The sequence below is a fragment of the Sphingobium aquiterrae genome (assembly GCF_037154135.1).
Classification (GTDB): Bacteria; Pseudomonadota; Alphaproteobacteria; order Sphingomonadales; family Sphingomonadaceae; genus Sphingobium; species Sphingobium aquiterrae.
Map to the genome: position 1 here is coordinate 71,960 of NZ_JBANFL010000014.1, position 14,167 is coordinate 86,126.

Consider the following 14,167-nt stretch of genomic DNA (forward strand, 5'->3'; position numbering starts at 1 on the left):
GGAAGACGATGCGTTTGATCGGGGCGGGACCGATGGCGGCGGGGTTGATGGCGGCTGGGCTGATGGTGGCTGGGCTGGCGCTTTTGCCGGGCGCGTCCGCCGCGCAGGACGCCATGCAGGATGGGGCGCGGCCACGCCTGCGGCTCGATTATCTGGAAGCGCCGGTGAAGGCGAGCGGGCGGAACCCGGCCGCCATCGAGCAGGATTCGGGCGGGCGGCTGGGCATCGCGCTGGTCGATGCGCAGGGCAAGCTGCTGCTGGGCTTCAACCGCGAGGAACGCTTCGCGATGTGCTCGACGTTCAAGGCGCCGCTGGCCGCCGCTGTGCTGATGGGGGCCGAGAAGGGACGCTACGGGCTGGAGGGCACTCTGCCGATCCGCAAGGAAGATGTGCTGGACTATGCGCCGGCGGTGAAGGCGAACCTGAAGGCAGGCCGCATGGCGATCGGCGACCTTGCCAAGGCGGCGGTGCAGCTGAGCGACAACAGCGCGGCCAACATGCTGCTGCCGCTGACCGGCGGGCCGGAAGGGCTGACCGGCTTCATCCGCGCCCATGGCGACGAGGTGACGCGGCTGGATCGCACCGAACCTATGCTCAATGAAAATGCGCAGGGCGATCCGCGCGACACCACCAGTCCGCAGGCGATGGCGATCCTGATGGCGCGGCTGCTGTTCCAGGACATGCCACAGGGCGCGGCGGCGACGCTGCGCGGTTGGATGGACGGCACCACCATGGGCAACCGCCGCATCCGCGCCGGCCTGCCCGACGGGTGGAGCGCGGGGCACAAGATGGGCACCTGTACCAATGCCTGGAACGATGTCGCGGTGCTGCGTTCGCCGGAGGGGCAGGATTATGTGCTGGCCATCTATCTCGACCGGCCGAAGGCGACGGGCGAGGCGGCCGAAGCGGTGATCGCCGAGGCCGCCTCCGCCGCCATCGGCACCCTGGCCAATATCCACAACCGCCCGGCGCAATAGCCCGCCCCTTGCGCTGGCGGGGATGATCCGCCATATGCCCGCCCGGGAGTCGGGCGGACGTGGTCGTCGCCAACTTGGTCAGGTCCTGACGGAAGCAGCCACAACGATTTTGCCGCGGGTCGTTCCGGCTCCCACCTTGTCTCTTCCCGCCTTCGACATGTTCGGGCGGAACGGCGAGAGCATTTTCGGCAATGACTGTGGAGCGGTCATTCGGTTCGAAAATGCGACCACAAAAGAAAGAGCGTTTCCGCTCGATGTGGAAAGGCTCTAGACCGGCTCCATGTCCGATTCACCGCAGCCCTATCGCGTCCTTGCGCGCAAATATCGCCCGCAGACCTTCGCCGAACTGATCGGCCAGGATGCGATGGTGCGCACGCTGGGCAACGCCATCCAGCGCGGCCGGCTGGCCCATGCCTTCCTGATGACCGGCGTGCGCGGGGTGGGCAAGACATCGACCGCGCGGCTGATCGCCAAGGCGCTGAACTGCATCGGCCCGGACGGGCAGGGCGGGCCGACCATCGACCCCTGCGGCGTCTGCGAGCCCTGCCGCGCGATCGCCGAGGGCCGCCATATCGACGTGATCGAGATGGACGCCGCCAGCCATACCGGCGTGGACGATGTGCGCGAGATCATCGAGGCGGTGCGCTATGCCGCGGTGTCGGCGCGCTATAAGGTCTACATCATCGACGAAGTCCACATGCTGTCGAAGAATGCGTTCAATGCGCTTCTCAAGACCCTGGAAGAACCCCCTGAACATGTGAAGTTCCTGTTCGCCACGACAGAGGTGAACAAGGTGCCGGTGACGGTGCTGTCCCGCTGCCAGCGCTTCGACCTGCGACGCATTTCGGCCGAGCAGCTTGCCGCGCATTTCGCCCATGTGGTGGGGGCCGAGGGTGTGCAGGCGGAGGAGGAGGCGCTGGCGCTGATCGCGCAGGCGGCCGAAGGCTCCGCGCGCGATGGCCTGTCGATCCTGGACCAGGCCATCGCCCATGCCGAAGGCGGCGGCGAGGCCGCTTTGGTGACGGCGGCGCAGGTGCGCGAGATGCTGGGCCTGTCGGATCGCGGCGCGGTGCGGCGGCTGATGGGGCTGATCCTGGAAGGGCAGGCCGGGCCGGTGCTGGCGGCGGTGCGCGACCATCATGACCTGGGCGTGGAGCCGCTGGCGTTGATGCGCGGGCTGCTGGAAATGGTCCATGCGATCACCGTGGCCAAGGCCGGGCGGACCGACAGCAATCCCGCCCAGTCCGCCGAGGAGCGCGAACAGATCGCCGAGTGGGCGAGCGCGATGGGCTTCGCGCCGCTCCATCGGCTGTGGCAGCTGCTGCTCAAGGGGCATGACGAGGTGGCGAGCGCCGCCATGCCGATCGAGGCGTGCGAGATGGCGCTGCTGCGCGTCGTGCATGCCGCGACCCTGCCTGACCCGGGCGAACTGGCGCGGCTGCTGCGCGAGGGCGGCGGCCTGCCGCAGGAGCAGGCGTCGCAGGCCGCGCCGCCCGAGCCGGATATGTTCGCACCGCAGGCCGTAGCAGCGCCGCAGGCCGCCACGCCGCAAGACATGGCGCCGCCGGAACCATCGGGTCCGACGCCCCCCGCCGATTTCCCCGCGCTCATCGAAAAGCTGTGGGAAGTGGGCAAGGGGCAGATGGCGCAGAACCTGCACGATTGTGTCGGGCTGGTGCGCTATGCGCCGCCGGAACTGCATATCCGCCCGGTCCAGCCGCTCTCCGCCGATTTCAATCGCGAGCTGACGCAGGCCCTCAGGGAACTGACAGGCACGGGCTGGCAGGTGGGTGCCGGTGACGGCCCGGCGGCCCCGACATTGCTGGAGCAGGAGCGCGACCGCGAGGCGCAGGCGCGCGATGCCATTCTTCAAACCCCCATCGTCCGCGCCGCATTGGGCGCCTTTCCCGGCGCTGAACTGCTGGAGGTGGACGCAACTGAACAGTGGAGTGCAAGTGCATGAAAGACCTCAATGAAATCCTTGGCATGGCAAGCCGTGTGCAGGAAGAGCTGACCAAGGCGCAGGACAATCTCGACAAGATCGAGGTCGAGGGCGTTTCGGGCGGCGGCATCGTGAAGGTGCGGGCGACAGCCAAGGGCCGGATCGTCGGCGTCGACATCGATGAATCGCTGCTCCAGCCGTCCGAAAAGCAGATGGTCGAGGATCTGGTCGCCGCCGCGTTCAACGATGCGCGCAAGAAGGCGGACGAAGTCAGCCAGGCCGAAATGAGCAAGATGACCAGCGGCCTGCCGCTTCCCCCCGGCTTCAAGCTGCCGTTCTGATCGTTAAAAAGGCCGGTCAGAAAAGGCCGGGCAGGAATCGCGGGACGCGCGCGGCATAGGCATCATAGCTGGCGCCGAAATGCGCGCGTAGCAGCGCCTCCTCGCGCCGGACGCGGATGGCCGTGCCGATGGCGTAGAGCGGCAGGGCGATGACCAGCGCCTGAAGATGGCCGGTGGCGACGGCCATCGCCAGCATGAAGGCGAACAGCGCGACATAGATGGGGTTGCGCATCATCGCGAATGGGCCGCCCGTGACCAGTTGGTGATCCGCGCGGGTGCGGGCGACGATGGCCCAGTTCCGTCCCATCGCCCGCGTGGCCCAGCCGAACAGGCCGACGGTCAGCAGCATCAGCGCCGCGACGGCGACCAGCCTTGGCGCCTGCGCCCTGGGCAGGAAGGGGCCGGCAATCCTGAGCGGACCGCTGCACAGCGCGATGGCGAGTCCCTGCGCGGCGACCCCCAGCATGGATGTCCAGTCCCGCGTTTCGCCGCCCCCGGACGATCCTCCCCGGCGCAGGCGGGTGACGATCAGAAGGGTGACGAACAATGCCGCGCCGGACAGAAAGACGATCATCACCGCCGGCGCGACCGGGCTGGGCGCCCATATATGCAATGGAAGCAATGGCATGGCGATCTTCCTTCTGTATTGCATATATAGTACGGTAACGATCTACCTGCTGCAACCGTCCGGCGGGACATTGATCGTTAATCTCGTTCGTCCCATATAGGCTTCGAACGGTCCTATGATGGCCGTATGGAGATAAGATGATTATCAGTTACCCCCTGCTGCCGCTGCGCGACATCGTCGTGTTCCCGCAGATGATCGTCCCCCTCTTCGTGGGGCGCGACAAGAGCGTCGCCGCGCTCGAAAAGGCCATGGAAGCCGACAAGGACATCTTCCTCGTGTCGCAGCTCGACCCGGCCGAGGACGATCCCGATCGCGATGCGCTGTACGACACCGGCGTCATCGCCACCGTGCTGCAGTTGCTGAAGCTGCCCGACGGCACCGTGCGCGTGCTGGTGGAAGGCAAGCAGCGCGCGAAGCTGGAAGCGGTGGTGACGGAGCCCGATCATCTCGTCGCCCAGATCGGCCTGCTGAAGGAAGGCGAGGCCGAGGGGCCGGAGGCCGAGGCGCTGATGCGCTCGGTGGCCGAGCAGTTCGAAAATTACGCGAAGCTCAACAAGAAGCTGCCGGCCGAAACGCCGGTGCAGCTGCGCGAGATCGAGGATGCCTCGAAGCTGGCCGATGCGGTCGCCGCGAACATCAACGTCAAGGTTGCCGACAAGCAGGCGCTGCTGGTCGAGATCGATCCGATCAAGCGGCTGGAAATGGTCTTTGCCTTCATGGAAGGGCAGCTGGGTGTCCTGCAGGTCGAAAAGAAGATCCGCGGCCGCGTGAAGCGCCAGATGGAGAAGACCCAGCGCGAATATTATCTGAACGAGCAGCTGAAGGCGATCCAGCGCGAACTGGGCAATGGCGAAGGCGAGGACGCCGACGAGCTGGCCGAGCTGACGCAGAAGATCGCCAAGCTCAAGCTCAGCAAGGAGGCGCGCGCCAAGGCGACGGGCGAGCTGAAGAAGCTCAAGACCATGCAGCCCATGTCCGCCGAGGCGACCGTGGTGCGCAACTATCTCGACGTGCTGCTCGGCCTGCCCTGGGGCAAGAAGGGGAAGGTGAAGACCGACCTCAAGCGCGCGCAGGAAATCCTGGATGCGGATCATTTCGCGCTGGAAAAGGTCAAGGACCGGATCATCGAATATCTCGCGGTCCAGGCGCGCACCAACAAGCTGAAGGGGCCGATCCTGTGCCTCGTCGGCCCTCCGGGCGTGGGCAAGACCTCGCTCGGCCGCAGCATCGCAAAAGCCACGGGCCGCGAATTCGTGCGCCAGTCGCTGGGCGGCGTGCGCGACGAAGCGGAAATCCGTGGCCACAGGCGCACCTATATCGGCTCGCTGCCGGGCAAGATCGTCACCAACCTGAAAAAGGCGGGGACGATGAACCCGCTGTTCCTGCTGGATGAGATCGACAAGCTGGGCCAGGATTTCCGCGGCGATCCGGCGTCGGCGCTGCTCGAAGTGCTCGACCCGGAACAGAATGCCAAGTTCCAGGACCATTATCTGGAGATCGACGTCGATCTTTCGGACGTGATGTTCGTGACCACCGCGAACAGCCTCAACCTGCCGCAGCCGCTGCTCGACCGCATGGAGATCATCCGGCTGGAAGGCTATACCGAGGACGAAAAGGTCGAGATCGCCCAGCGCCACCTGCTGCCCAAGCAGATCGAGGCGCATGGCCTGAAGGATGAGGAGTTCGTCGTCACCGAAGGCGCCGTGCGCGACCTCATCCGCTATTATACCCGCGAGGCGGGCGTCCGCACGCTGGAGCGCGAGATTGCGCGTCTCGCCCGCAAGGCGCTGCGCAAGATCCTTGAAGGCGTCTATAAGCAGGTGACGATCACGCCGGAGAATCTGGCCGACTATGCCGGCGTGCGCAAGTTCCGCCACGGCATGGGCGAGGAGGAGAACCAGATCGGCGCCGTGACCGGCCTTGCCTGGACGGAAGTGGGCGGCGAGTTGCTGACCATCGAGTCGGTGACGGTGCCCGGCAAGGGCGCGATCCGCACGACCGGCAAGCTGGGCGATGTGATGACCGAATCGATCCAGGCCGCATGGTCCTATGTGAAGGCGCGCTCGCCCGGCTATGGCATCAAGCCGAGCCTGTTCAACCGCAAGGATATCCACATCCACCTGCCCGAAGGCGCGGTGCCCAAGGACGGTCCGTCGGCGGGCATCGGCATGGTGACGTCCATCGTCAGCACGCTGACCGGCATCCCCGTTCACAAGGATGTGGCGATGACGGGCGAAGTGACCCTGCGCGGCCGGGTATTGCCGATCGGGGGCCTGAAGGAGAAGCTGCTGGCCGCGTTGCGCGGTGGCATCAAGACCGTGCTGATCCCGCAGGAAAATGAAAAGGACCTGGCGGAAATCCCGGCCAATGTCCGCGAAGGGCTGGAAATCATCCCGGTCGAGCATGTCGACCAGGTGCTGGCGCGGGCGCTCGTCGCCCCGCTGGAAGCGATCGCTTGGACGGAGGAAGATGATCTGGCGGCCCAGCCCAGACCTGGGCACAGCCCGGAAAATGATGCTGCTTTGCGGCATTAACCAAGGATTTCCGGACATATAGCGCAAAAGTGGTATTGTCAGGCCACTTTTGTCGCTTTCCCTTTGACAGCGCAAAATTTCCACGCCTTTATTGCCCGCCTTACGCCGCGATTCCTATTAGCAACAACAAACAAGGGGGTTCCCAAGGCATGAACAAACAGGATTTGATTAGCGCAGTCGCGGATGGCAGCGGCCTCAGCAAGAGCGACGCCACCAAGGCCGTTGAGAGCGTTTTCGATTCGATCACGGGCGCGCTGAAGAAGGGCGACGAAGTGCGTCTGGTCGGTTTCGGTACTTTTTCGGTTTCCAAGCGCAAGGCGTCCACCGGCCGCAACCCGCGTACCGGCGAGACCATGACGATCAAGGCGTCCAGCCAGCCGAAGTTCAAGGCCGGCAAGGGCCTGAAGGACGCTGTCAACTGACAGCTTGATCCATCGCGGTCCGGTTTGCCGGGCCAGCGGATGAAATCGAAAAGGGCGGGGCCGGTGGGCCTCGCCCTTTTCCTTTGCGCGACCGGCGGCTTTCTTTGCGCGCCCTTCATGGGGGGATGGCGCTCATGGCCTTCCCGGGGCTTTGTCCGGCAGCTTTGTCCGCAACCGCAAAAAGGATGCTTGACGCTGGGGTGCGGCCCGCCTTATGTGCCGCCTTCCGCGCGGAAAGCGTGGCATGGCGATCGTAGCTCAGTTGGTTAGAGCGCTGGTTTGTGGTACCAGAGGTCGGGGGTTCAAGACCCCTCGATCGCCCCATTTCCTCCCTTCCATCATGCGGAAATCCCCCGATGGGCGGCCAATCATGGCCGGCACGGGCATTGTTGCCGCTTTGGGCTGGAAAATCCCGGCAAGGCATATTATTACCGATTCTCGTAATTATATTTCGAGAGTGCCATGACGACTCCCTGGGATCTCCCCGACTTCGATGACCATGAGGATGTTCACCTGTTCCGCGATCGCGCGAGCGGGCTGACGGCGCTGGTCGCGGTGCATTCGACCGCCCTGGGGCCGGGCGCGGGCGGCGTGCGCTTCTGGCATTATGGCGACACGGCGGACGCCATCACCGATGCCCTGCGCCTGTCGCGCGGCATGAGCTATAAGAATGCGATGGCGGGCCTGCCGATGGGCGGCGCCAAGGGCGTGATCCTCGCGGATGCCGGTCGCACCAAGACGCCGCAGATGCTGGAGGCCTTTGGCCGCTGCGTCGAATCGCTTGGCGGGCGCTATGTCACGGCCGAGGATGTCGGAATCTCCGAATCGGATATGATGACGATTGCCAGGGCGACTCGGCATGTCTCCGGCCTGCCGGTCGCGGCGGGCAGCGCCGGTGGCGATCCGGGGCCTTTCACGGCCTATGGTGTCTATCTGGGCGTCAAGGCAGCCGTGAAGCAGGCCATGGGGCGCGACGACATGGCCGGCGTGCATGTCGCCATCCAGGGCGTGGGCAGCGTCGGCGGCGGGTTGGCGCGGCATCTGGCGAAGGATGGTGCGCGGCTGACGCTGGCGGACGTCAATATCGACCGGGCAAAGGCGCTTGCGGCCGAGCTGGGCGCGCAGCTGGCCGATACGGACAGCATCGTCGGCGTCGAAGCGGATGTGTTCAGCCCCAATGCGCTGGGCGCGGTGCTCAATCGCCATTCCATTCCGCTGCTGGGCGCGCCGGTCGTGGCGGGTGGCGCCAACAACCAGATCGCGACCCCGCAGGACGCGGCGCTGCTGCACGAACGCGGCATCCTCTACGCGCCGGACTATGTCATCAACGCCGGCGGCATCATCAATGTCGCGCTGGAATATCTGGGGCAGGGCGACCGGGATGAGGTCTATGGCCGCATCGCCCGCATCCCCGAGCGGCTTTTCGCGATCTGGCAGGAAAGCAAGGTGAGCGGACGCCCGGCCGCCGATGTCGCCGACGCCATGGCGCAGGCATTGATCGGTCGCGGCTGACGGATCGCGGCACCGGTGCCGGTGCCGGTGCCGGCGCTGGTGCCGCGCCGCGCAGCGCTTTCTTCGGGTATCGGCGAGCAGGGACTGTTTCCGCAGGCGCGTGCGTCACCCGGCCTGTGGCCGTCCTGTAGCGGTCGACCGTCCGGGACGGGCACTCGACGCCGGGGAGTTGCGCGGGCGGGTGGAACCTCTCGCGCGGCATGAACTAGGGCGGATCGACATTCAGAAGAGGGTAGGTTGGCTACGGCCAGGACCATCGTCATGCTGAACGTGTTTCAGCATCCATTCCTCCACATGCGTGATGGCTTCAGGAGGCGCGATAGATCCTGAAACACGTTCAGCATGACGAATTGGAATAAACATAGCTCAATCATTCAAGAGAGTTGAATGTCGATCCGCCCTACAGGAATGCGATGGCGGGCCTTCCGATGGGCGGCGCCAGGGGCGTGATCCTCGCGGATGCCGATCGCATCAAGGCGCCGCGCATGCTCGAAGCTCGGCAATGGATGCCGGCAGGAACGCGGACCGTAGCCGTTCATGGGGAGCGTTGCAGGCCCCTGTCATAATCCGACGCAGATGCCGCCGGGCGATCGGCAGGTCGCAAGGCCCGCCAGGGCGCGGTTTCGGTCTGCGAGAAGCATCTCAGCCGAGGAGGAGCACCACGGCCGGCCGGGAAGGTCTCAATCGACGGCGAGCAGGGTCACGCCGGCATATTTTTCCTCTTCGGCGTTGAAGACCTCTGACTTGTCGAAGGCGATGGGGGTCAGTTCGCGCACGGCCAGGCCCGCCAGCTTGAATGTGCCGAGCTTCAACTCACGCGGGGGCTCGCCTTCCCGCTCCACCGTCACCGCGTCGATGAACAGCTCGTCATGGCGGGTGTAGAGAATATGCGGTGCCAGTTTCACCGTCATCTTGTTGTACGTCGCCTCGATGCAGCGGCGGGTGACGATGGCTTCCATGATGGTCCGATGTTGAGTCATGACGTTCCACTGAAGATGCTGCACTGCAATGTCCATTGCAATCAATGCAACAGCCATTGTTTTGCAAGGCAGGTTGGCTAGGCTTTACACCTGTCCATTTCCCCTTCGCAACGGGCATCGGCCATTCTATAGCCTCACCATGGAACAGGCACGCGATACCGGGCTGGCGCTCGATCCGAAATATGACGGTGACGGGCTGGTGACGGCGGTCGTGACCGATGCCGGCGACGGCACGGTGCTGATGCTGGCGCATATGAATGCGCTGGCGCTGGCGCTGACCATCGAAACCCGGATCGCCCATTTCTGGTCGCGCAGCCGCCAGTCGCTGTGGAAGAAAGGCGAAACCTCCGGCAACATGCTGCATGTCGAGGATATCCGCATCGATTGCGACCAGGACGCGGTCTGGCTGATCGCGCGCGCGGACGGGCCGGCCTGCCATACCGGGGAGCGCAGCTGTTTCTTCCGTCGGGTCCTCCCCGATGGGCTGGAAAGGGTCGATGGCGAGGGCTGACCGGTTCATCCTTCTGCCCATGCTCGCCGCGTTGGCGGCATGCGGCGGCGGGGATGCCGCCGCGCCCGGCGATCACGGCACGCCGCCCCCGCAAGCCTCCGCGCTGGAGCGGGCGGCGATCGCAAGCGGCGCGATTGCCGATCCGCGCGCAATCTCCCCCGTCGGCCTTTATCAGCGACCCCATGAGGCTGGCCGCGACCTGCTGTGCCTGATCCCGGGGCCGGCGCAGAAGCCATATCGTTTCGGCATGGAGGCGGTGTTCGGGACGGAACAGTCCTGTCGGGGCGAGGGCACGGCCCGGCGTGCGGGCGACAAGCTGATCCTCCATTTCTCCGGCCGATCCGGCTGCATCGTCGTGGCCGATTATGAAGGGGATCGGATCGCGTTGCCCGGCGTTGTGGACATGGCATGCGATGCGCTGTGCAGCGGCCGGGGATCGCTGGCGGGCGTGTCGCTGCCCCGGATCGGCAATGATCCGCGCGCGGCAGCCGTGGCGACCGATCGTCGTGGCGGCACGCTCTGCGGCGGATAGAAGGTGGACGACTTGACGTGAACGTAAACGTCAAATAGAAAAACAGGCATGAACCGTGCTGTCCAGATTGCGGGCGTCGAGATGCCCGACCTTTCCGACCGGGAAAGCTACACGATTTCCGATCTTTCGGAGGAATTCGGCGTCACTGCCCGCGCCCTGCGCTTCTACGAGGATGAAGGGCTGATCTCCCCCCGGCGGCAAGGGCTGGCGCGCATCTATTCGCGTCGCGACCGGGCGCGCCTGGCCTGGATATTGCGCGGCAAGCGGGTCGGGTTCAGCCTGGCCGAGATCCGCGAGATGATCGACCTTTACGATCTGGACGATGGCCGGGAAGCGCAGCGGCGCGTCACGATCGAGAAATGCCGCGCGCGTATCGACCTGCTGACCCGGCAAAGGGCCGATATCGAAGCCGCGATTGCGGAATTGTCGTCCTTCGTCGCCCTGGTCGAATCAGGCAATTGATCGGGCTGCGCCGCGCATCCTGCGCGGCCAGCCGCAAGACATCATAAGAAACGGAGAGTCCCATGCCCCGCTATACCGCCCCCGTCCGTGATACGCTGTTCGTCATCGAGCATGTCGTGGGTCTGGACCGCTATGCCAACATGCCCGGCTTTGAAGGCGTCACGTCCGATCTGGTGGGCGCGGTGCTGGAGGAAGGCGGCAAGTTTGCCGCGGAGGTGCTGTTTCCGCTCAATCAGGTCGGCGATCAGGTCGGCTGCGTGCGCAACCCGGACGGTTCCGTCACCACCCCGCCGGGCTTCAAGGATGCGTTCGACAAATATGTGGACGCCGGCTGGACGACGCTGCACGCGCCGGTGGAATTTGGCGGGCAGGGGATGCCCTCCATCCTCTCCACCGCCTTTGCCGAATATGTGCTGTCGGCCAATCAGGGCTTCGAACTGTATCACGGCCTGACCAATGGCGCGATTTCGGCGCTGATCGCGAAGGGCAGCCCGCAGCAGCAGCAGACCTATGTTCCCAACATGGTGTTGGGCAAATGGACCGGCACGATGAACCTGACGGAGCCGCAATGCGGCACCGACCTGGGCCTTATCAAGACCCGCGCGGTGCCCAATGCCGATGGCAGCTATGCGATCACGGGCACGAAGATCTTCATCTCCTCGGGCGAGCAGGACCTGACGGAGAACATCATCCACCTCGTCCTCGCCAAGACGCCGGGCGCGCCGGAAAGCAGCAAGGGGATCTCGCTGTTCGTGGTGCCCAAGGTGCTGGTGAACGATGACGGATCGCTCGGCACGCGCAATGCCCTGTCCTGCGGTTCCATCGAGCACAAGATGGGCCTGCATGGCAATTCCACCTGCGTCATGAACTATGACGGCGCGACCGGATGGATGGTGGGCGAGGAGAATAAGGGCCTCGCCGCCATGTTCATCATGATGAACGCCGCGCGCCTGGGCGTGGGCCTGCAGGGGCTTGGCCAGGCCGAGGTCGCCTATCAGAACGCCGTCCACTATGCGCATGACCGCCGCCAGGGCAGGGCGCTGACCGGCCCGGCCGAACCGCAGGAAAAGGCGGACACGCTGTTCGTCCATCCCGACGTCCGCCGGATGCTGATGGAAGGCAAGGCGCTGACCGAGGGTTTGCGCGCCCTGTGCCTGTGGAGCGCGATGCAGGTCGACCTGTCGGAAAACGCCCAGACCGAGGAGGAGCGCCAGAGCGCGGAAGACATGGTCTCGCTGCTCACGCCGGTGGTGAAGGGCTATACGACCGACAAGGGCTTCGATGTCACCGTGACCGCGCAGCAGGTCTTTGGCGGTCATGGCTATATCCGGGAATGGGGCATGGAGCAGTATGTGCGCGATGCCCGCATCGCCCAGATCTATGAAGGCACCAACGGCATCCAGGCGATGGACCTGGTGGGCCGCAAGCTGCCGATGAATGGCGGCCGGGCGATCCGCGCCTTCTTCGCGACGGTGGCGCAAGAGGTGACGGCGGCGAAGGCCAATCCGAAGCTCGCGAGCTTTGCCGAGGCGCTGGAGAAGGCGAACGGCCAGTTGCAGGCCGCGACCATGTGGCTGATGCAGAATGCGATGCAGAACCCCAATAATGCCGGCGCGGGCGCCTATGCCTATATGCACATCATGGGCATCGTCGCGGTGGGGCTGATGTGGCTGCGGATGGCCGATGCCGCCGCGCGCCTGCTGGCGGCGGGGGAAGGCGACGCCAAATATCTGGAGGCCAAGCTGGTGACGGCGCGCTTCTATGCCGAGCGGATCATGCCGGACGCCGGCGCGCTCCGCCGCAAGATCGAGGGCGGGGCGGAAGCGCTGATGGCGCTTGATCCGGAGATGTTCGCTACCGCTGCCTGACGGGACATTCGTCTGACAGGAACAGCCGGTGCGCGATCAGCGTATCGGTTGTTCCTGTTTCTGCGGCGGCGCGGCGGGAGAGATCGTCACCTGCTCATAGCGTCCACGTCGCACGCCGGTCATCATGGGCGGTAGCGCTGACGCGCCGGGCTTGAGAACCGGCGTCGCGACGGGCTGCGGTATGCGCGCGCGCATGCATTCGGCGGGGTTGAGGCGCGGGAACTGCGTGCAGTTCCACAGCGCGCGGGCTAGGCCGCTGTCCGCCAGCTGGATATAGCTGAAGCTCATGTCCGCCAGCAACGTCCTGTCGACCGGGAATGCCCTGGGCGCGCGGCTGGCGTCGCGCCAGGCAAGGATGCGGCATTTCGCCCGGCCCGCGCAGAAGATGCGAGCGAGCGAGGGCATGGCGTCGGGCTGCGCGCCGGTCGGCAGCGTCACGGCAAAGCCGGTGCCGTCAGGCTCGACGGCGGCAAGCCGGGCCTCGCCGAACTGCGTGCCGACCTTGTCCGCGCCGATGGCTTGCTGCGGCGCCGCGGCAAGGGTTGCCGCGGCATCCAAGGCCGGGGTCAGCGGATCGGGGGGCATTGCTTCCGCCAGCGCGGCATGGGCGCTGGAGAGGCGGGCGATCTGCGCGACGACCGGCTCGTCGCTGTCCACGGCGCGGTGGAAGGCGGGCGGCGTGCCCCACCAGCCTGCCCAGCGGAAGAAAAGATGGCTGCCCACCGCCGTGATCTTCTCCAGGCTGGCGCTCCAATAGGGCACCACCCAGTCGGTATGATAATGGGTCGCATAGCCGACCGCGCGATAGACGCTGCCGCTCAGCGCCGCGCGGGCGATCTGCCGGGCGCGGTCCCACGCCTCATGCGAGGGCGTGCGCGCAAGCGCCCCGTCGCAGGTGAAGGTGAACTGGCAGCCGGTGCTGCGTTCCGCCCCCTGGAACACCACGCCGCAGACCGTCTTGGGGAATGCGGGATGGCGCAGGCGGTTGAGCACCACCTGCGCGACGGCGCGTTCGCCCGTGGGATCGTCCCCCGCTTCATACCATTGCGCCGCTGCCAGGCAGTCTACCGCCCGTTCCCGCGCAAATTCGCCGCCGGCAAAGTTGAACGGTTGCGCGGCGGGATTGCGAAGCGCCGAGAAGGGCGTCGCCGCGTTGATCGCACGCGCCCGGTCGCGGTCCAGCGCGAGCAGTTCCAGGGGCTCCACCGGCGGCGGTGTCGCCCCGGAGCCGCCATGCAATTGCCCGCGATCGACGGCATGCGCGCCATCGCCGGAGGCAAGGACCGGCGCACGCCCTTCCTGCGCGGCGATCATCGCCGGCAGGCCGATAAAGGCCAGCCCCCAGAAGAGCCGCACGGCGACATCGCCGGCCTTCATCTTCCATATAGCTTCCATGGTGCCTGTACCGATCACCGCAAGATCATCGCTTTCCGTCGCCTGCCTGTATAGCGGGCGAGG

The 14,167-nt window shown here is 65.7% G+C and carries 13 protein-coding genes, 1 tRNA gene and 1 other RNA gene; 12 read left to right on the forward strand and 3 right to left on the reverse strand.

The window, feature by feature from the left end:
* Positions 1-8 precede the first annotated feature (8 nt).
* From bla to WFP78_RS15600, 4 genes are all read left to right on the forward strand, one after another.
* Positions 9-977, forward strand: coding sequence for a class A beta-lactamase (gene bla, locus WFP78_RS15585; protein WP_336964232.1), 969 nt, complete (start codon positions 9-11; stop codon positions 975-977).
* 41 nt (positions 978-1,018) lie between these two features.
* Positions 1,019-1,116: signal recognition particle sRNA small type (ffs, locus tag WFP78_RS15590), an RNA gene on the forward strand.
* A 141-nt stretch (positions 1,117-1,257) separates the two neighbouring features.
* Positions 1,258-2,940 (forward strand): DNA polymerase III subunit gamma/tau, encoded by a 1,683-nt coding sequence (locus tag WFP78_RS15595; RefSeq protein WP_336964234.1) that lies wholly within the window; start codon positions 1,258-1,260, stop codon positions 2,938-2,940.
* Positions 2,937-3,260 (forward strand): YbaB/EbfC family nucleoid-associated protein, encoded by a 324-nt coding sequence (locus tag WFP78_RS15600; RefSeq protein WP_336964237.1) that lies wholly within the window; start codon positions 2,937-2,939, stop codon positions 3,258-3,260. The genes WFP78_RS15595 and WFP78_RS15600 overlap by 4 nt, the downstream gene beginning before the upstream one ends.
* Positions 3,261-3,276: 16 nt before the next feature.
* Here the strand turns inward: WFP78_RS15600 and WFP78_RS15605 are convergent, their stop codons facing one another.
* Positions 3,277-3,888, reverse strand: a complete 612-nt coding sequence (locus WFP78_RS15605; RefSeq protein WP_336964240.1) for a methyltransferase family protein — start codon at positions 3,886-3,888, stop codon at positions 3,277-3,279.
* Between the two features lie 137 nt (positions 3,889-4,025).
* On the opposite strand from WFP78_RS15605, the gene lon reads away from it, so the two are divergent.
* From lon to WFP78_RS15625, 4 genes are all read left to right on the forward strand, one after another.
* Entirely contained in the window at positions 4,026-6,422 is a 2,397-nt protein-coding gene (gene lon, locus WFP78_RS15610; protein WP_336964243.1) for an endopeptidase La, read from the forward strand.
* Positions 6,423-6,571: 149 nt separating this feature from the next.
* Positions 6,572-6,844, forward strand: coding sequence for an HU family DNA-binding protein (locus WFP78_RS15615; RefSeq protein ID WP_336964246.1), 273 nt, complete (start codon positions 6,572-6,574; stop codon positions 6,842-6,844).
* A 247-nt stretch (positions 6,845-7,091) separates the two neighbouring features.
* Positions 7,092-7,168: transfer RNA gene (locus tag WFP78_RS15620), tRNA-His, on the forward strand.
* 138 nt (positions 7,169-7,306) lie between these two features.
* Positions 7,307-8,356, forward strand: coding sequence for a Glu/Leu/Phe/Val family dehydrogenase (locus WFP78_RS15625; protein WP_336964248.1), 1,050 nt, complete (start codon positions 7,307-7,309; stop codon positions 8,354-8,356).
* Between the two features lie 680 nt (positions 8,357-9,036).
* Here WFP78_RS15625 and WFP78_RS15630 read toward each other — a convergent pair.
* Positions 9,037-9,336 carry a hypothetical protein gene (locus WFP78_RS15630; RefSeq protein ID WP_336964251.1) on the reverse strand — a complete coding sequence of 100 codons (300 nt, stop codon included), beginning with the start codon at positions 9,334-9,336 and terminating at the stop codon, positions 9,037-9,039.
* 139 nt (positions 9,337-9,475) lie between these two features.
* Between WFP78_RS15630 and hisI the strand changes: the two genes are divergently transcribed.
* The 4 genes from hisI to WFP78_RS15650 all read left to right on the forward strand — a co-directional run bounded on the left by hisI (position 9,476) and on the right by WFP78_RS15650 (position 12,709).
* On the forward strand, positions 9,476-9,847 hold the full coding sequence (hisI, locus tag WFP78_RS15635; protein ID WP_336964253.1) for a phosphoribosyl-AMP cyclohydrolase: 372 nt from the start codon (positions 9,476-9,478) through the stop codon (positions 9,845-9,847).
* Positions 9,834-10,379 carry a hypothetical protein gene (locus WFP78_RS15640; protein WP_336964255.1) on the forward strand — a complete coding sequence of 182 codons (546 nt, stop codon included), beginning with the start codon at positions 9,834-9,836 and terminating at the stop codon, positions 10,377-10,379. The genes hisI and WFP78_RS15640 overlap by 14 nt, the downstream gene beginning before the upstream one ends.
* A gap of 48 nt (positions 10,380-10,427) precedes the next feature.
* Positions 10,428-10,841: a MerR family transcriptional regulator gene (locus WFP78_RS15645; protein ID WP_336964257.1), complete on the forward strand. Its 414-nt coding sequence runs from the start codon at positions 10,428-10,430 to the stop codon at positions 10,839-10,841.
* 62 nt (positions 10,842-10,903) lie between these two features.
* Positions 10,904-12,709 (forward strand): acyl-CoA dehydrogenase C-terminal domain-containing protein, encoded by a 1,806-nt coding sequence (locus tag WFP78_RS15650; protein WP_336964260.1) that lies wholly within the window; start codon positions 10,904-10,906, stop codon positions 12,707-12,709.
* A 36-nt stretch (positions 12,710-12,745) separates the two neighbouring features.
* Here WFP78_RS15650 and WFP78_RS15655 read toward each other — a convergent pair whose 3' ends face one another.
* Positions 12,746-14,086, reverse strand: a complete 1,341-nt coding sequence (locus WFP78_RS15655; protein WP_336964263.1) for a cell wall hydrolase — start codon at positions 14,084-14,086, stop codon at positions 12,746-12,748.
* Positions 14,087-14,167 lie beyond the last annotated feature (81 nt).